Here is an 18,321-nt window from a genome sequence, read left to right on the forward strand (position 1 = left end):
TTAATTGTCATTCGCTGCGCTGTCATTAGATGGTCATTGCTTGTCATTCGTTGTCGCTTGCCTGCGGCGAGTGACCCCTAACTGTAGGGCCTCTGGCCCGTTGGCAGCTAATGAAACGGTCAATTAGCTCACGTTGGCAATTTTCTACCAACGGGCCAGAGGCCCTACAGTTAAGGGTCACTCGCCACAGGCAAGCGACAACGAATGACAAGCAATGACTCCTAATGACAGCGCAGCGAATGACAGCGAAGCGAATGACCACATAATGACCTTAAACTTATGAAACATACCTATATCGCCTTGCTGGCGGCAGCGTTGTGGATGGGCGGGTGTAAATCCCTTGACCTGGCTCCCACCGACCGGTTCACCGAGGCTACCTACTGGACGTCTGCCGACCGGGCACTCAGCGTGCTCAACACGGCCTACGCGGGCCTGTACTCGCCCGACTATTTTTTCGCCAACGATGCTCTGTCCGACAATGCCTACAATCAACTGGGCGACTTTCAGGGGGCCAATTCCATTGCCCGCGGAGCGTATGACCCGGCGCTGGGACGCATTAAAGGCGAGTGGGATTTTCACTACGGCGGCATCAAGACCACGCACATCCTGCTGGCCAACATCGACCGGATTCCATCGATCGACGCCACGTTAAAAGCCAGGATTCTGGCTGAAACACGGTTTATTCGGGCGTTTCACTATTTCCAGTTGCTGACCTGGTACGGTGATGTCCCCCTCTTCACGCAGGATATTGGCATTGCTGAAGCGCGCACCATTCCCCGTACACCCCGGGCGGAGGTCCTGGCCTTTGTGCTGTCGGAACTGGATGCGGTAGCAGCGGGCCTGCCCACCAACGGGCAATACGCAGCGGCCGACAAGGGCCGAATTACGAAAGGCGCGGCGTTGGCCCTGAAAGCGCGGGCGCTGCTCTACGAAAGCCGCTGGGCCGAGGTGGCAACCCTTTGCGAGCAGCTGATCGATAACACGGCCAACGGAACCTATGGGTTGTACCCCAGCTACGAGGGGCTGTTTTTACCCGCTGCCGAAAACAGTCAGGAGAGCATCCTGAGCCTTGGTTTCGTGCCGGAGCTACGTACCCACGGTAACTTCCGCGACTTTGTGCCCATCACGATCGGCGAGCGGGTCAACAACATTGCCCCCACGCAGGAACTGGTCAATGCGTACCTGACCAGCAACGGCAGAGCCATCACCGAAACGGGTTCCGGCTATTCAGAAGCGACCCCGTACGCGAATCGCGACCCACGTCTGGCGGCAACGATCGTGTATGACGGGTATCTCTGGCGCCGGGCCGACGGGTCTACCACGACCATCTATATCCGACCCGGCTCAACGCCCGCCAACGTCGATGCCCGGAATGAGTTTGGCAAACAAAACGCCTCGACAACCGGCTATTACGTCCGTAAATACTACGATCCGACGGCCAACGCCAGCTTCCAGTCGGGACTTGATCTGATGCTCATCCGCTACGCCGATGTCTTGCTGATGTATGCCGAAGCCAAAACGGAGCAAGGGCAGATGACCACCGCTATCTGGGACAAAACAATTGGGGCAATTCGTCGCCGGGCGGGCTTCACCGATGCCAATGCCCTTGCTTTTCCGGCAGGGAGTAACCAGGTCGGCCTGCGCGATATTGTCCGCCGAGAACGGCGCATTGAACTGGCTATGGAAGGGCTGCGCGTATTCGACATCCGGCGGTGGCGCCTGGCGGAAACGGTGCTGAACGGATTTGCCCACGGCGCCCGATTTGGTGACCCGGCCATCGACAATGGGTACGTCCGGGTCGACCGACGCACCTTCGACCCGAGTAAACAATACCTCTGGCCGATACCGCAGGTCGAGCGTGATCTGAATAACAGCTTAACACAAAATCCGAACTGGTAAACCAAACAGATCAACGGGTACGGAGCCACGGCTACCAGTAGCACTGGCCCCATACAAGTTGGTCGTCCATTTTCCATGAAACAGACCCTTCTTTCTCTTCTTTGCCTTTGCCTCGCTGGCATGCTGATGCAGTGCAAAGACGCTGGTCGTGACATCAACACGAACATCAGCGACGTGACGGCCTTCTTTGCGCCGAACGACAACCAGTCGATAAAACTACTTCCCGCCACCCCGGCTACGGTGGTGTTTGAATGGGATCAGGCGCGGGCCGCAGACGGTACGCTGGTGCTGTATGAACTGGCGTTCGACAAAGAGACCGGCGATTTCTCGAAGCCGATCTACAAGCTTACCTCCGACCAGAACGGCGTGATGAACAAGGCGACCGTGACCCACGCCACCCTGAACCGCATTGCCGCCCTGGCTGGCATTGGCTCGTTGGGGCAGGGCAAGCTGAAATGGACGGTGCAGGCATCGCGCGGTACCAACGTGAAGCAGGCCAGCCAGAGCCGGGTGCTGAACGTAGAGCGCCCAGCCGGTTTCGCCGAAATTCCGGCAGAGGTATACCTGACCGGCGACGCTACCGAGGCAGGAACTGACCTGACCAAAGCGATCAGGCTGAAAAGCGTTGGCTCGGGTATTTTTGAGGTATACACGTCGCTCAAAGCAGGTACGTATTCGTTTGTAGACCGCACGACCGGCACGGCTAAATCGTTCAACGTTAATGGAACGAACATCGGCGAAAGCGGAACGACCGCCGTGACCGGGGCCGCTAAAACGTACCGTATCACGCTGGATTTCAACAATGCTGCCGCCCGGGTAACCGAGATCAAATCGGTGGGCCTGTGGGTCGCAGGCGACAATGCCGTTCGGACAACCTTGCCGTATGTGGGCGGAGGCGTCTGGATGATTCCGAACTACAAAGTGGAATTTGTTCAGTTTTCGTGGGGCCGGGATGAGCGCTACAAGTTCCGCCTCACCACAGTCGGGTCCGACGGTAAAGACGCCTACGAATGGCTGGGCAGCAGCAAAGCCGACAACTCCCGCGCCGATGCCACTACCCCCGACAGTTACTTCTTCCTGCTGCCCATCGGCGAAAGCCAGTGGGACTATACCTACAAGTTCAACGGAGCCGCCGATACCAAAAACGCTGATATCATGGTGTCGCTGGCCCCGACCGGCCCCTACACGCATAAGGTTACGATTAAGTAAGGCAACGTGTTGATTGCTTCGTATGTGGACTTCACTTTCGTTGTCGCTTGCCTGTGGCGAGTGACTCATATCACCGTTGGCAGCTAGTGAAACGGTCAATTAGCTCACGTTGGCAATTTTCTACCAACGGGCCAGAGGCCCTACAGTTAAGGGTCACTCGCCACAGGCAAGCGACAACGAGCTAGAGGCAAGCGACAACGAAAGCTGGAAATTAGGCCACCGTACCTGCGTTACCTGTCACCCATAGCGGAACAGTCCGCCGCTGTGGGGCCATGCGTCAGCAATACACGACAGCGCGAAGCCAACCAACGCGAAAGCAATCAATTAACAACTGAGCAAACATTCTGATCTCAAAAAACCCCTCAACGTCGATGTCGTCACTCAATAAATTACTTGCCCTGCTTACCCTGTCTCTTTTTGTTGCCTGCAAAGACAGCAGCATTGGACAGGGTGCGGGGCCTGCAACAAAACCCTATGTCTTTAACTGGACGGTTATTGCCGACAGCAGCACGCAGGCCCTGACCCGGCAGTTTTTCAACGAGCAGGGGCGCTACTTCAACGAGAACAACAGCGGCAGTACGCAGTTCAACTACTGGCCGCAGGCGCACGCGCTCGATGTGCTGGTGGATGCCTACGTGCGTACGAAAGACAGCCGCTACCTGACCTACATGAACGACTGGTATGGCGGTGTTCCGGTCAAGAATAACGGAGGCTTCCTGAATGAGTATTACGATGACATGCTCTGGAATGCGCTGGCCACGCTACGGGCCTACGACGCTACTGGCGACAAAAAATGGCTTGATACGGCGCAACAACTCTGGAACGACATTAAGCTCGGCTGGAATGATACCATGGGTGGCGGTATTGCCTGGCGGAAAGGGCAGCGCTACTATAAAAACACGCCGGCCAATGCGCCCGCCATCATCCTGGCCGCCCGCCTTTATCAGCGTTTGAAACGTCCTGAAGACCTGGAATGGGCCAAAAAGATCTATGACTGGCAGCTGAAAACGCTGGTCGATCCCGCCACCGGCTACACCTACGACGGCATTAACCGGCAGAATGACGGCAAGATTGACCTGACCTGGAAATTCACGTATAACCAGGGCCTTATGATCGGTGCCGGCCTGGAGATGTTCCGCGCTACGCAAAATCAGACGTACCTGAGCGATGCGACCAAAACGGCCAATTTCACCCTCGCCGATCCAGAACTGACCAACAACGGCCTCCTGCGCGCCGAAGGCAACGGCGACGGTGGTTTGTTTAAAGCGGTGCTGGTGCGGTACCTTACCTTGCTGGCTACCGAACCTGCCGTTTCTGCCGACACGCGCACCCGGTACGTTAATTACCTGACGTTCAACGCCGAAACACTCTGGCGGACGGGTACCCAAAAACCACAGGTTGTTTATGGAACGTTCTGGGGCAATCGCCCCACCGACGGCAAAACGGACCTGACGACCCAGCTGAGCGGTGCCACCATACTGGAGGCCATGACGCGGCTGAACTAAGCGTGTTTATAGAGCTATTTTTGTTCAATCGAGTAGCCATTGACATACTTGCTACCACTTGTCTGTGGCTACTGACAACGATTCGATAGGCCCGTCGCGTAGCGACCTGATGGCTATAGAAAAAGGCTTTGATTAACTATTCCGTCGCATAGCGACCAAACAAATCCGCATACTTGTTTGGTCGCTATGCGACGGAATGGTTAATCAAAGCCTTTTTCTATAGACATTAGGTCGCTACGCGACGGAATAGTTAATCAAAGCCTTTTTCTATAGACATCAGGTCGCTACGCGACGGAATGCTTGGTTTAAGCGGGCATTGTACCTACAAACATCCGGTCGCTATGCGACGGGCTTGCTAACATTAACAAGCGGTTTCTCGATCAAGTGTGAGTTTGCGTCAACACGCGTTTTGCGGTAGCGTGTTTGTCACTCATGCTGAACTGGTCATAACCAGCACCGGCTAGCGCATTCCTCGACAAGCCGCAAACCTTGTATCCTACTGCTCCAGCTTTCCCCGCAACGCTTCCAACTCACGTTTTTTGGCCGCGTAGATACCATGTTCCCAGCCGCTGGCAACGAAGGCCACTGCGAAAAAAGCGATCAGGCCCAGAAGCAGCCAGCCTGACTTCCCTCCTTCCCATACACCCAGCAGGGTCAGCGCCACGATGGGCAGCATATTCCAGCGTAAGAGTCGCGAGAGACGTACCTGATAGGTGGCCATCGAGATAGCGTGCGTCAGTTCACCGAGCATCGTGCGGTCGAACGTTTTTTCGCCATTTAGTCGGCGAATCCGGCTTACCAACACGTAGAGGGCCGTGGCGAACATCCAGACGGCCAGCAGGTACATGGCCAGATTTGCCGGGGATTTAGCCAGATTGACCGCCAGCACAAAACTGCCGACGCTGGCATTGACAATGATAGACAGCCCTTCACTAATCCGCGTGATGTGAAATGCCTGTCGCGTTTTAGCCTGAACATGGTTGCGCAGGGCGTTTTCGTTTATTGCCCAGAGCGGTTGTTTCGTCTGGCTATCCCAGATTTTTTGCAGTTCGTCAAATTCCATGGTGATCGGGTTGTTTTGATCGGGTGATCAGTTGCTTTTTGATTCGATTGATTTTCACGCCAATGTTTGATTCCGAGATGCCCAGCATCATCGCCATTTCTTTGTAGCTAAATCCGTCGAGAAAAAGCAGGCAGATGGAGCGATCCACTTCGTTGAGCTGATGAATTTCTTCGTACAGCCAGTCAACTCGCTCATCGGACTGAACGGATGGTTCCACTAAGATGGATTGTTCCGTATCAATCGTTTCTCGGGCGTCGGTGTGCTTCCGTTCCTTCGTCGACCATTTTATCGCCGTATTCAGGGCTATTCGATAAATCCAGGTGGTGGGTGATGACTGTTGTCTGAACGTCGGGATAGAATGCCACACCTGGATCAGTATTTCCTGCAACAGGTCGTCCTGATCCATAACCGGAACAGCATACGCACGTACTATTTTGAAGAGCAGCGCCTTGTACTGGCCAAGCCAGTCGGTAAACGTTTGATTCTGCTCTCGTTCGGTCATGGCAGTCGGTAGTTACACTATTAGTACCAAACAGGAAGCTATTTCTTACAGAGTTCATGGAAATAATGTAGTTTCATGTAGTTGCCGGGTACGTTCTGTTGTATTGCTTCGCGTTGGTGTGTATTGCTGACGCTAGCTGGCGGCAGCAATACACACCAACGCGAAGCAATACCCTATAATAGCCCGAAAGAGTATGTGCCATTACTGGTTTTCTTCTACCCTAACTACCTAAATCCCTGACCGATGAAACCCATTTTCGTCCTGCTGCTTACCTGTCTGTGCTACTCGACCCTTTGGGCGCAACCGGCTGTTCAGAAGCGCATTCAGACACAGTTGATCATGGCTGATAACGGCAGTACGATCGATCTTGACGCAGGTACGTTCACCTTTACCGGGAGTTTATCCATGGAGGACAAAAAACGCATTACCATCCGGGGAAAAGGCATCGACAAGACCATTCTCAGCTTTAAAGGTCAGACCGACGGCGCCGAAGGGCTGCGGGTATCGAATGCCGAAGAGATCGTGATCGAGGATATGACCATTCAGGATACGAAAGGCGACGCCATCAAAACCATGAACGTGAAGGGCATCACCTTCCGCAACGTCAAGGTAGAGTGGACGGGGCCACCCAGCCCCGAAAATGGCAGCTACGGCCTGTACCCGGTGCAGTGCGACAAGGTGATGATCGACAAGTGCATCTCGATCGGGGCATCCGACGCAGGTATTTATGTAGGGCAGTCACGGAAGATCGTGGTGAAGAACTGCGTGGCCCATCATAATGTGGCGGGCATCGAGATCGAAAATTCGCGCGATGCCGATGTGTTCGACAATGAAGCGTATGACAACACGGGCGGCGTACTGGTATTCGATCTGCCCGATCTGGTACAGAAACAGGGTGGTACTGTGCGGGTGTTCAACAACAACATCCACGACAACAACCTGCCCAACTTCGCCCCGGCGGGGAATATCGTGGCCAGTGTATCGGACGGGACGGGCCTGCTGATTCTGGCGACGAACAACGTGGAGGTGTTCAACAATCGTTTTATTCGCAATCAGACGATGGGTACCGGCATCATCAGCTACCTGATCACCGAACGGCCCATCACCGACAAAGGCTATTATCCGTACCCGACTGCTATTTCCATCCACGACAATGTGTATGAGCGCAACCCCGGCCCGCCCAGTTCACGTGGTCGGTACAACAGCATTTTTAAGGCAATTCTAAAAGACGGTCAGGCGGTTCCGCATATTCTGTATGACGGCATCGTTGATCCAGGTACGTTAGACAGAGCCGGTAAGCCCCTCCCCGACCGGCGTATCTGTATTCGCAACAACAGGAACCAGAGCCTGGTGAACCTCGATGCCGGACGCAGCTTTAAAAACGCGTCGCTCGATGCGGCGCCCTTCGACTGCCAGTTGGCTCCCTTAAAAACTACGGCGATTAATGAACGCAAATAGGCTGGGTACGTACCTGATTTATACGCTGGCCATAGCGGCTTTCTGGATCGTTTCAGCAGGCTGGCGATCGGTGGCTGTTCCCGAAAAATTAAGCGACTACGGCTTCTTCACGGGAAACCCCGCCGATCAGCGGCCAATAGCGGGGGTAGTGCCGTATGCGCTGAACACGCCGCTCTTTAGCGACTATGCCGAAAAGCTCCGGTTCGTTAAGTTGCCCGCCGGGAAATCGGTTGCGTATAACGATTCGGCTGTATTGGCTTTTCCGGTGGGTACTACGCTGATCAAAACGTTCTACTATCCCATCGATTTTCGCGATCCGGCGAAGGGCCGTCGACTCATTGAAACGCGGTTGCTGGTTCACCAGCCGGAAGGCTGGAAAGCACTGGATTATGTCTGGAACGATGAACAGACCGAGGCGTTTCTGGAAGTTGCCGGCGACACAAAAACGGTGAGTTACATCGACCAGACCGGTATCCGTCATGAGCAACCGTATCTGATTCCGAACCTCAATCAGTGTAAAGGTTGTCATAATCAACAGGAGGTGCTGACGCCGATTGGTCCATCGGCGCGGCAATTGAATGGCGAGTTGGTTTATGGCAACAAAGCCGACAATCAGCTCACGCACTGGCAGCAGACGGCCATGTTGACGGGTATGCCAGCGCTGGCCAACTGCCCGAAAGCCCCCGTTTGGAACGACCCGACATCAGGCTCGATCAACGACCGGGCACGCATCTGGCTCGATATTAACTGCGCGCACTGCCACAATCCGAAGGGACCAGCCATGACATCGGGGCTGAACCTGAGCGTATCGGCAACAGACCCGACGGCCATTGGCCTGCTGAAGACCCCCGTTGCCGCCGGTCGCGGATCGGGTGGACGATCGTACGATATTGTGCCCGGCAAGCCCGACGAATCAATTCTGATTTACCGCCTGCACTCCACCGACCCCGGCGTGATGATGCCTGAGTTGGGTCGTAAAACGGTGCATACTGAAAGTCTGGCGTTGCTGCGCGACTGGATCAAGGCGATGAAGTAACGATGCGGATGAATCCTTCCCCTTCATGACGATACGATTCAATCTACGTCAGACACTTTTAGAACATGCCTACCCTTGCCACCAGGTAGATGCCTACATTTAGCGTCGTATGAACAAGTCAAAACAGGCCTACTCGCGTCGGACGTTTATGTCTACTCTTACTGGCGCAGGAACCGCATTAGTTCTTAAGCCGCTGGTGTCATGGGCAAACGATGAGCTCGATCCTCGGGTAGCGGGTATCGTTGCCAGAACGATTGGAATCGATACCCACAACCATGTCGATGTCCCTTTTGCCACGTCGGAAGTACCCGGTCCGGCGATCGAGTTGGCAGGCGAGATAAAACGGTCGGGTCTTTCGGCCATCTGCATGACCTTTGCCGTGGATCGGCCAGCGCTTCGCAACCCCGGCGATGCCTACGAGCGCTTCAATAATGCGTTAGCATCGATGGACAGGCAGCTTGCCCAAAACAGCCTGAAACGCTCCTTAAACCTGTCAGATTTACGCGCCGCTCATCAGAAGCGGCAGCCAGCCATTATCCAGTCTGTGGAAGGAGGTCACTTCCTCGAAGGGAAACTGGAGCGACTGGATGAAGCCTACAGCCGGGGCCTGCGCCTGCTCGGACTGCTCCACGACAACGACGCATCGGTGCCGCTGGGCGACATCTACACGAACCCGCCTCAGTGGGGCGGGTTGACTGCATTTGGCGCTGACGTGATCAGGGCCTGCAACCGACTGGGCATTCTGGTCGATCTGACCCATGCCAGCAACGATACGATCAATGCGGCCCTCAGGGTATCGACCAAACCCATGCTCATTACGCACACCGGCCTCGACTCCAGGTTAGGTACTAACCCGACGATGGCCAAAATGATGCGGCCACGGCTCATCAGCAAAGAGCAGGCAAAAATTGTTGCCGACGCGGGTGGTGTGCTGGGCGTGTGGACCCACTTGGCCGACAGTCCGCTGGAGTACGCCCAGCATATCCGGGCACTGGTCGACGTTGTCGGAATCGAGCATGTCTGCCTGGGAACCGATACCAAGATGACCCCGACCTACGTACCTGGCGGTGCAAATCAAAATCGTGGGCGGATTGGTGAACGGACGAATGACGCCTGGCCCGATCAGCAGGTTGGATTTTATTATGCCGTTGTTGATGCCCTGATAAAAGCTGGCTTCTCTGAACCTGAGATTGGCAAAATAGGCAGTGACAATTTCTGCCGCGTGTTCGATTCAGCCACGGCAGGTCACCGCTGAGGTTTACCGGCTTGGCCAGTATGTGAAGGTTCGTTTTCTGGAAGCAGGTTTATCCGCTCGAAGTAATAGGTTCGACGTTCGTTCTCTACGTCGTCGTAAGTGAACATCAGGCGGTGCTGGTTTTTGCGCCAGAAATTGACCAGCACAAAATCGCCGATACAACCGGTCGTGTGGAGAAACAACAGCGTTCCCCACACCACGCCATACGTCGGGAACATAATCCAGGCGACAATCAGGGCGGGTGTTAGTACCAGGAAGGGCATCGCGGCCACAAAGGCCACTTCGCGCAGGTTCATGACGTAATTCTGGGCGTAGGCATAGGCCATCATGCCTTTCCACGACCAGCCGTAGCCAACGCGGGGCGCGCCAACTCGTTTGAAGAAAAGGCCGTGAATGAACTCATGGACCGTAATCAATGGAAAAAAGGCCAGGAAACCGATCAGGAACTGGGTACCGCCAGTGACCAGCATGGCTTTAGACAGCCACTTCGACATACCGGTACCGACAACCCAACCAAACGCCAGCGAGCCAATGAAGATGATCGCAAAACGCAGTCCGGCTTTGGCTTTCTGACCGGTTGTTTTAGTGGCCAACGCGTTCGAAATCGACCGACTCGACGGAGCCATGCCTAACTCGCGAGCCACAAACTGCATCATCTCGTCAATCCTGAACGATTCTATAAGGCGATAATGGCCCGATTCGTGTAACTCCTGAATGGTAGGTTTCATGTAGGGCGAACGGATAGGGGAATTTCAGGCACAACGCCTTGATTGCGTGGCAAGTTTCGCCATCTTGTGCGTGCGATTGCTCAACCCCCATCTTTTTCAGATGCACACGTTCTGGTACACTGCCCGCTTCGAATTTCGGTATCACCTCAGGCAACCAGCTTTTTACCTGTTTTACGGGCTGATGATTGCGCAGGGCTTTTCCTACAGCCTCGACGCCTTCAACGGTGAGCTCATTAGTCTCCCCTATTCAAACACCCCCAGCCTGTTCATCAGCGTTTTCTCGACCGTCGGCGTTCTACTCACGGCACTGGCAGCCCTGCTAACCGGCCAGTCGCTGTTACGCGATCGGACCTACCACGTTGGCGATTATCTCTACGCGCTACCGCTGAATGAACGGCTTTATTTCGCCGGAAAACTGATTGGCGTATTGGGTACGTGTCTCCTGCTGGCCACGGGTACTGTGCTGGGTACGTTGCTGCTTCCACTCTGGGTGACAGCACCGGTTGGGCCATTTCCGCTGTCGGCCATCCTGATCTCGTTCTGCCTGCTGCTGCTTCCCAATCTATTGATCGTCGTCAGCCTGGCTTACGCCTTAACGGCAATCACCCAGCGACTGACAGGGGCTTATCTCGCCATGCTGGCGCTCGTGATTGGGCAAGTCCTGTTCAGGATCGGAGAGGCAACCGTACTCGGTAACGAGCTGCTGCTGTTGCTCGACCCATTTGGCCACGTGTTGATCCGCGAAGCGCTGAGCCAGCAAACGCCAGCTGACCAATTGACCGCCACGGTGCCCATTCCCGATCTGCTGCTGATCAACCGCCTGCTCTGGTTAGGACTCAGCGGTGGCTTGCTGGTGAAAGCAGCTGACCGGTTGACGTTCCAGCACTGGGCTGCTCATGAACCGACTCAGGCAGGGTATGTAGCCTGTTTGAAAACGGCCAACTCGAAGCCCGTTACCGCTGAATCATATCTTTTGACTACCCCTTTACCAACGGTGCATCGCCCATTCACCAGCTACGCCAACTGGCAGATTGTCGGTCGGCTGATCGGACGAGATTTCCTGTACGTGGTTCGGCAACCCGCCTTTGCCGTTGTGTTCCTGTTGCTCGTTCTGTCGATCATCGGCTACGCCACCGGGCTTGGCAACCTGAATGAAACGGGGCAGCGACTGCTACCCTTCACCTCCCGAATGACCTATGTTCGCTTGCCGCTGCTGCTGTTCATCGGCCTGTTTCTGACAGTCTTTTCGGGCGAGCTACTCCATCGCGAACGAAGTTCAGGCCTGTGGCGGCTCGTGGATGCCGTTCCGCTGCCCGGTTGGGTAATGCTCGTGGCAAAATACGGGGCCATGCTCGGCGTGGCCGTCCTGCTCACCCTGACGGTGTTACTGACAGGTCTATCGGTTCAACTGCTGAATGGCCAAACGACCGTAAACTGGCAACTGTACGCCACCGATTTAGTAGTTGATGGCCTGTTTCGGTACGCGCAGCTCATCGCACTGGCCTTTCTCATTCAAACGCTGGTCCCGAACAGACTGGCAGGCCAACTCATATCGGCAGCCACGGTGTTATTGCTTCTGTCCGTTGATCAGCCCGGCCTGAACGGCTCGTGGCTTGCCCTGTACAGTAGCCTGCCCAATTCATGGTCCTATTCAGAGCTGACGGGGTACGGAGACGCTGAAGCCCTACGCTGGGCCTACGCAACAATGTGGTCACTGACAGGACTGGGCTTCCTGTTGCTGGCAACGGGGTTTAGCCAACGGGGCGTGGTAGTGCCCATGCAGGTCATTGGTCGGCGATGGCGGGCGTCGCTGCAACCTGGGTACGTTGTCTGGTTATCGGCCGTAGTAACGGGGATAGTTATTAGCCAGCTCTACCTGCGTTTTCCCGACAGCCAACTGGGGCAAGTCAACTCACCCGTCGCTCATTCACCTATTGCGTATCAGCGCACTACGCAGGTCATAGCGCAGCAAAAGCGATCGATCACCGTTCATTACCAGTATGTTCATGCGCAAAACCTGCCGCGTCTACAGGCCATCGTCCGGCAAACGATTACGGAGGGAAGCAGTTGGCTGGGTACGTTCCCACAGACCGAACTGACCCTTGTTGAAGTGCCTTTCTTCCAATCGACCGGCAGTTTCTCGCCTGATCGTATCGAGATCAGTGAACGGGATGGCTGGTTAACCGATGCCAGCCGCCCTGACGATGCGGGGCAATTTGATCTGTCCATCGCCCGGACGGTAATGCGCTATTGGGTTAGTCAGACACGAACAGGCAATGCGTTGATCAACCAAAGCCTCCCTGACTACCTGGCCCTTCGAATTGTCCAGCAAGTACGTGGCGATGAATGGCTGACCTCTGAACTAGCCCGCCTGCAACGTCATTGCCGAAAGCTAGCCAGCAAAAGCAACGTACCTGACCTGCTGACAGTTCGTGGTCCGTTGTCGCTCACGTGCGTTGGTGAAGTGTGGGGGCATGATAAACTCTGTCGGCAGATCGGCACGTTCGTGCAGGATGCAAACCCGGCCAATACCCAGTCATTCACTACTAGTCTATTGAAAGCTCTGCCCGATTCACTAACGTACCTGGCCACGTACCTGAGCGACCAACCAACGTTTGATTTCCGGATTGGCCGGGTCGGAACGTACCCGGATCGGTTGTCGGTTCAGGTTCGGGCGCACAAATACAGGGCTGATTCGGCCGGGCTGCTAAACGAGCAGTTACTGCGTGATTATGTACCAGTCGTGCTGCTGAATGCGCAGGGCAACGTGGTCTATCGCCAGCTGGTAATGGTCGGTACGGATGGCCGCAGCGATAAACCGGACTGGCTCCCTACTCACCCCGACGCCGTAACGGTACAGATTGACCCGCTGGGCGCGTGGCCTGAACTCAATAAGCGGGATAACCAAAAGCAACTGGCTCGGCTGTAGCCACTTACAACCAGGCCCATCGACTAGTTGACCGTTGAACCCGCTCAATGCCTCGGCATCGATCGGGTTCAACGGTCATGCCTGCTGTCGGTTAGGCGTTCCCGCCGTTCACGTCCAGCAAACTACCGGTAATGTACGAGCCATCGCTCGAAGCCAGCAGCACGTAGGCCGGTGCCAACTCGTCGGGCTGGCCGGGGCGTTGCAGAATGGTTTTGCTGGCCGCTTCCTCGACACCTTCCGGCCCCATACCGGCACCCGGCAGAAACGGCGTATAGATCGGACCCGGCAATACCGCATTCACGCGGATCTTCTGGTCGCCCAACTGCGTGGCCAACGACATGGTGAACGCGTGGATGGCCCCTTTCGTTGAGGCGTAATCGACCAGTTTAGGCTGACCCATTTTACCCACGATACTGCCCGTATTGATGATAACGTCGTTCTCGTGCAGATGCGGCAAGGCCGCCTGTACCATGAAGAAGTAGCCGAGAATATTCGTGTCGAAGGTGCGGCGTAATTGTTCTTCGGTGATGTCGGTAATTTTCTCAACGATGTGCTGATAAGCGGCGTTATTGACCAGAATATTGAGTTTGCCGAACTCAGCTACCGTCTGTTCGACGGCCTCCACACACTTGGCTTTACTACGCACATCCGACGGAATCAGCAGGCATTTTGTGCCAAACTGTTCAGCCAATCGCTTGGTTTCGTCGGCATCCTCCTGCTCCTCGTCCAGATACACGATCGCCACGTTGGCGCCCTCTTTGGCAAACGCCACGGCCACCGCCCGACCAATGCCGCTATCGCCACCGGTCACGAGGGCCACTTTGCCAGCTAGTTTGCCCGCCGCGTTGTAGCTGGACAGATCGCTCTGCGGTTCCGGCGTCATTTTGGCCTGGATGGCCGGAAAATCCTGTACGTCACTTTTCAACTCACCACTTTCAGGGCGTTTTACCTCTTGTTCCATAGATTTAAAGAATCCGTTAACAGTTTGTTTGTCCGGTAAAGCCGGTACTGCCAGTAAGAGACCTGAACGAGGTATATTGTTTGGCAAATAGTCGCCAACGGCCGGTTTATCGGCCATCCGCGGGAGAATGCTATCTTTACAGGTCTAAATCATCATCCGTGTCGCTTTCTTCCGATCATATTCGCCTGTTATTTGGGCTCAAACTCCGTCAGCTTCGTCAGGAAAGAGGCATTTCTGTCAGTGAGCTGGCGCAACGGTCGGGGCTGGCTATCTCTTACATTTCCGAAATCGAGAAGGGGCGCAAGTACCCGAAAGCCGACAAGATTTCGGGCCTGGCCAGAGCTCTCGACGTCGATTATGATACGCTGGTTTCGTTAAAAGTCAATAAGAAACTCGCCCCTATTGCTGACCTGCTCCGATCTAAATTCCTCACCGAAATTCCGCTCGAACTCTTTGGCATCGACCCATCGGACCTGCTCGACCTGCTGGCCGGTGCGCCTGATAAAGTCAGCGCCATGATCCGTACGTTCATGGATATTGCGCTGAGCTACAACATGAGCGTCGAGCGGTTATACCTGACCATGCTCCGCTCCTATCAGGAGATCAACGACAACCATTTCGACGATATAGAGGTGGAAGCCAGCCGATTCCTAACGGAATTTGCCCCGCCAGGGCGCTCCGTTGACACGGGTTTGCTCACGAACCTGCTAAAAACGCGCTACGCCATTACGCTGACCTATTTCGATCCGGCTCAGCAACCGGCCCTGGCGTCGTTGCGGTCGATCTACCGGCCCGAGTCGCACACGCTGCACGTGAACAGCACGCTGACGGAGCCGCAACGAGCCTACGTGCTGGCGCGTGAGGTTGGCTTTCATTACCTCACGCTGAAGGTTCGTCCCTATACCTACGCCTATGTCGAAGCAGAGTCGTTCGAGCAGATTCTGAATAACTACAAAGCCTCCTACTTTGCCGGGGCTGTACTGATTCGCCGCGAAACGATGGTTGACCGGGTCAACGAGCTATTTGCCCGCGACACCTGGAGTAACGAGGCATTACTGGAGGTTATCGATGAATTCGGGGCTACGCCTGAACGCTTTTTTTACCGGCTCAGCAATATTCTACCCCGCGATTTCGGCATCGATCAGCTGTTTTTTTACCGGTTCAACCACGTACCTGGCCAAACCACATTTGCCCTCACCAAAGAGATGCACCTGTCGCGTCAACAGGGACCACGCGGTATGGTCGATGAGCATTTCTGTCGACGTTGGGTAGCGTTGACAAGCCTGCAGGAGCTTGGTTTCCTCCAGCACCATAAAGATTTCACGGGGTCGCTGTGTCGGGCACAGTTGTCGACCTACGCCGATACGGGCCAGACGTTTCTGATCGTTTCGGTAGCGCATCCCCACCGCTCTGACCGCACGGATGGCAGCGCCGGGCAGAATATGAGCGTGTCGATGTGCTTTGCGGTGAATGATACGCTTAAGGCAAAGATGCGCTTTTTGACCAATCCTGACGCGGGTATTCCGCATCGGGTCGTGAACGAAGCCTGCGAGCGCTGCGGCATTTTCGACTGTCGGGAGCGGGTAGCTTCACCAACCGTTTTGCAAAAGAAACGTCAGCTTGACGCCATGAAGGGCGCCCTGGATTCCCTGTAGCGCTCGATGCTGATTGATACCTTGGCATGAAACGCGTATAATTTTTTCGTCCCTCCTGGCGTCGGGATGACAAAAATCTGACTAGTCGATACAACCAGACTGTACATAGTGAACACGGCTCCACCCTCTACCCGAACAGAGATCCTCGCGGGTGTTTCGACCTTCGTTGCCACGATGTACATCATTGTGGTGAATCCGTCCATTCTCAGTCAGAGTGGATTACCCTTTTCGGGCGTGGTCACCGCCACCGTATTGCTCTCGTTCTTTTGTAGCCTGATGATGGGCCTGTACGCCCGCAACCCAATTGTGGTGGCACCAGGCATGGGTCTGAACGCTTTCTTCACGTTTTCGGCGGTAAAAGGCATGGGTATTCAGCCAGAGGTGGCGCTGGGTGCCGTATTTTGGGCGGGCGTACTGTTTCTGTTGCTTACGGTCTTCAATGTGCGCACTGCCCTTGTACGGGCTATTCCAACCCCGCTCCGGTACGCCATCTCGGTCGGTATTGGCCTGTTCATCACACTCATTGGCTTCGAAAACGCCCATTTCATCGTGGCCAGCCCCGCCACACTGGTGCACATGGCCAATTTTCACGACCCAATTGTGCTGACGTTCATGGCGGGCCTGCTCCTGACGGCCCTGCTGGTCGCCCGACGGGTGCCGGGGGCTATTCTGTTAGGCATTACCTTGACCACGGCACTGGCCTGGCCCATTGGCCGCTGGTGGGGCGATGCGTCTGCGATCAACTTCGGACAAGCTACACTAGTCAGTTGGAAGGGCGTAGTGGCCGCGCCCGATTTCAGCCTGATTGGCAAACTCGATCTGATCGGCTCACTGAAATGGTCGCTTGCCCCGGTCATCTTCGCCTTCGCCTTTACGGATCTGTTCGATAGCATCTCCACCTTTGTCGGCGTAGCGGAGGCTTCCGGCTTGCAGGATGAACAGGGTGAACCCCAACACCTGAGCCGATCGCTGCTCACGGATGCCGTAGCTACCACGCTGGCCGGATTCTTTGGCACCAGCCCGGGCACGGCCTATATCGAATCGGCAGTGGGCATTGCCCAGGGCGGCCGGACAGGTCTGGTGGCCGTTGTGGCCGGGATCCTGTTTTTACCTTTTCTGTTCCTGTCGCCACTGCTCTCCATCATTCCAAGCCTGGCAACGGCGCCGGCCCTGGTGCTGGTGGGTACGTTCATGATGCAGCCCGTCACCCGCATTCGATGGACCGAACTCGACGAAGCCATTCCCTGTTTTCTGGCGCTGGTGCTGATTCCGTTCAGCTACTCGATCACGCAGGGCATCATCTGGGGCTTTCTGAGCTGGACAGTCATCAAGCTCGCAGTTGGTAAACGACAGGACGTACCCATAGGCCTGTGGATCGTTGACGCCTTCTGCGTCGGGTCACTGATGATCTAATACGGCCTCACCCGCGCCAATAGGATCATAGGGCCACGTACCTGGGTTGCACGATCAGGTCATTCCGTCTATATTCGTAGCTGCCCGGCACGACCCCTTTTTCGACGATGACCACCGACCTATCCAACCTGACGCTTGATTCTGAGCGACTGCGGCTACTGCCTGTCACGGAAGCCTATACCGATCTGATTTTCCGTGAATTCACGCCGGAGGTGGCCACCTACATGTACCCCCGACCGGCCACTGAACGCAGCGAAACCGAAGCGTTCGTCGAAGCGGCTAAGGCAGCCAATAAAGAAGGAAGCAGTCTGAACATGGTTATCACCGACCGGCAGTCGGGGGATTTTATCGGCTGTGCCGGTCTGCACAAGCTAGCCGACAAACGACCAGAATTCGGGATCTGGGTAAAACAGTCAGCGCATATGCACGGCTACGGGCGGGAAGCGATCTATACCATGAAACACTGGGCCGATGATCATATTCCGTACGAATACCTCGTTTATCCCGTCGATTCGCGGAACATGTCGAGCCGGAAAATCCCGGAGTCGATGGGCGCGGCCATCATCAGCCAGTATGACGGACTGGGCGGAATGGGCCAGGACTTGACGCTGATCAAATACCGCATTGACCGGGGCATGGGACACCGGGCGACCGCAATATAGCGGTGCAGCGTAACCAGCGCGCCCGTTTACCGGTTGTCTTCACAAC

The 18,321-nt window shown here is 55.4% G+C and carries 14 protein-coding genes; 10 read left to right on the plus strand and 4 right to left on the minus strand.

Annotated elements, in window-relative coordinates; genetic code table 11:
• The first annotated feature begins 279 nt into the window (after nt 1-279).
• From ACAW75_RS22355 to ACAW75_RS22365, 3 genes are all read left to right on the plus strand, one after another.
• Nucleotides 280-1,899 carry a RagB/SusD family nutrient uptake outer membrane protein gene (locus ACAW75_RS22355; RefSeq protein ID WP_370730988.1) on the plus strand — a complete coding sequence of 540 codons (1,620 nt, stop codon included), beginning with the start codon at nt 280-282 and terminating at the stop codon, nt 1,897-1,899.
• 75 nt (nt 1,900-1,974) lie between these two features.
• Nucleotides 1,975-3,108, plus strand: a complete 1,134-nt coding sequence (locus ACAW75_RS22360; protein ID WP_370730989.1) for a SusE domain-containing protein — start codon at nt 1,975-1,977, stop codon at nt 3,106-3,108.
• A 371-nt stretch (nt 3,109-3,479) separates the two neighbouring features.
• Nucleotides 3,480-4,613, plus strand: coding sequence for a glycoside hydrolase family 76 protein (locus ACAW75_RS22365; protein ID WP_370730990.1), 1,134 nt, complete (start codon nt 3,480-3,482; stop codon nt 4,611-4,613).
• Between the two features lie 496 nt (nt 4,614-5,109).
• Here ACAW75_RS22365 and ACAW75_RS22370 read toward each other — a convergent pair whose 3' ends face one another.
• Together ACAW75_RS22370 and ACAW75_RS22375 are read right to left on the minus strand one after the other, a co-directional pair.
• Entirely contained in the window at nt 5,110-5,676 is a 567-nt protein-coding gene (locus tag ACAW75_RS22370; protein ID WP_370730991.1) for a hypothetical protein, read from the minus strand.
• Nucleotides 5,666-6,178, minus strand: a complete 513-nt coding sequence (locus tag ACAW75_RS22375) for an RNA polymerase sigma factor (protein WP_370730992.1) — start codon at nt 6,176-6,178, stop codon at nt 5,666-5,668. The genes ACAW75_RS22370 and ACAW75_RS22375 overlap by 11 nt, the downstream gene beginning before the upstream one ends.
• 243 nt (nt 6,179-6,421) lie before the next feature.
• Between ACAW75_RS22375 and ACAW75_RS22380 the strand changes: the two genes are divergently transcribed.
• The 3 genes from ACAW75_RS22380 to ACAW75_RS22390 all read left to right on the plus strand — a co-directional run bounded on the left by ACAW75_RS22380 (nt 6,422) and on the right by ACAW75_RS22390 (nt 9,927).
• A complete protein-coding gene (locus ACAW75_RS22380; RefSeq protein ID WP_370730993.1) occupies nt 6,422-7,636 on the plus strand; it encodes a parallel beta-helix domain-containing protein in 1,215 nt (404 codons plus the stop codon).
• A complete protein-coding gene (locus tag ACAW75_RS22385; RefSeq protein ID WP_370730994.1) occupies nt 7,623-8,672 on the plus strand; it encodes an SO2930 family diheme c-type cytochrome in 1,050 nt (349 codons plus the stop codon). The genes ACAW75_RS22380 and ACAW75_RS22385 overlap by 14 nt, the downstream gene beginning before the upstream one ends.
• A gap of 148 nt (nt 8,673-8,820) precedes the next feature.
• Nucleotides 8,821-9,927, plus strand: a complete 1,107-nt coding sequence (locus ACAW75_RS22390; protein ID WP_370730995.1) for a dipeptidase — start codon at nt 8,821-8,823, stop codon at nt 9,925-9,927.
• Here the strand turns inward: ACAW75_RS22390 and ACAW75_RS22395 are convergent.
• On the minus strand, nt 9,918-10,655 hold the full coding sequence (locus tag ACAW75_RS22395) for a DUF3267 domain-containing protein (RefSeq protein ID WP_370730996.1): 738 nt from the start codon (nt 10,653-10,655) through the stop codon (nt 9,918-9,920). The two genes, ACAW75_RS22390 and ACAW75_RS22395, sit on opposite strands and share 10 nt — an antisense overlap.
• A gap of 100 nt (nt 10,656-10,755) precedes the next feature.
• Here ACAW75_RS22395 and ACAW75_RS22400 point away from each other — a divergent pair, with 100 nt between their 5' ends.
• Entirely contained in the window at nt 10,756-13,584 is a 2,829-nt protein-coding gene (locus tag ACAW75_RS22400) for an ABC transporter permease (RefSeq protein WP_370730997.1), read from the plus strand.
• A gap of 91 nt (nt 13,585-13,675) precedes the next feature.
• On the opposite strand, the gene ACAW75_RS22405 is transcribed toward ACAW75_RS22400, so the two are convergent.
• A complete protein-coding gene (locus tag ACAW75_RS22405; protein WP_370730998.1) occupies nt 13,676-14,545 on the minus strand; it encodes an SDR family oxidoreductase in 870 nt (289 codons plus the stop codon).
• A gap of 158 nt (nt 14,546-14,703) precedes the next feature.
• Here ACAW75_RS22405 and ACAW75_RS22410 point away from each other — a divergent pair, with 158 nt between their 5' ends.
• The 3 genes from ACAW75_RS22410 to ACAW75_RS22420 all read left to right on the plus strand — a co-directional run bounded on the left by ACAW75_RS22410 (nt 14,704) and on the right by ACAW75_RS22420 (nt 18,275).
• A complete protein-coding gene (locus ACAW75_RS22410; RefSeq protein WP_370730999.1) occupies nt 14,704-16,200 on the plus strand; it encodes a helix-turn-helix domain-containing protein in 1,497 nt (498 codons plus the stop codon).
• A 108-nt stretch (nt 16,201-16,308) separates the two neighbouring features.
• The gene (locus ACAW75_RS22415) at nt 16,309-17,613 is read left to right on the plus strand and encodes an NCS2 family permease (RefSeq protein WP_370731000.1); all 1,305 of its coding nucleotides are present in this window, start codon (nt 16,309-16,311) and stop codon (nt 17,611-17,613) included.
• Between the two features lie 107 nt (nt 17,614-17,720).
• Nucleotides 17,721-18,275 (plus strand): GNAT family N-acetyltransferase, encoded by a 555-nt coding sequence (locus ACAW75_RS22420; protein WP_370731001.1) that lies wholly within the window; start codon nt 17,721-17,723, stop codon nt 18,273-18,275.
• Nucleotides 18,276-18,321 lie beyond the last annotated feature (46 nt).

Source organism: Fibrella arboris (assembly GCF_041321095.1).
Lineage (GTDB): Bacteria > Bacteroidota > Bacteroidia > Cytophagales > Spirosomataceae > Fibrella > Fibrella arboris.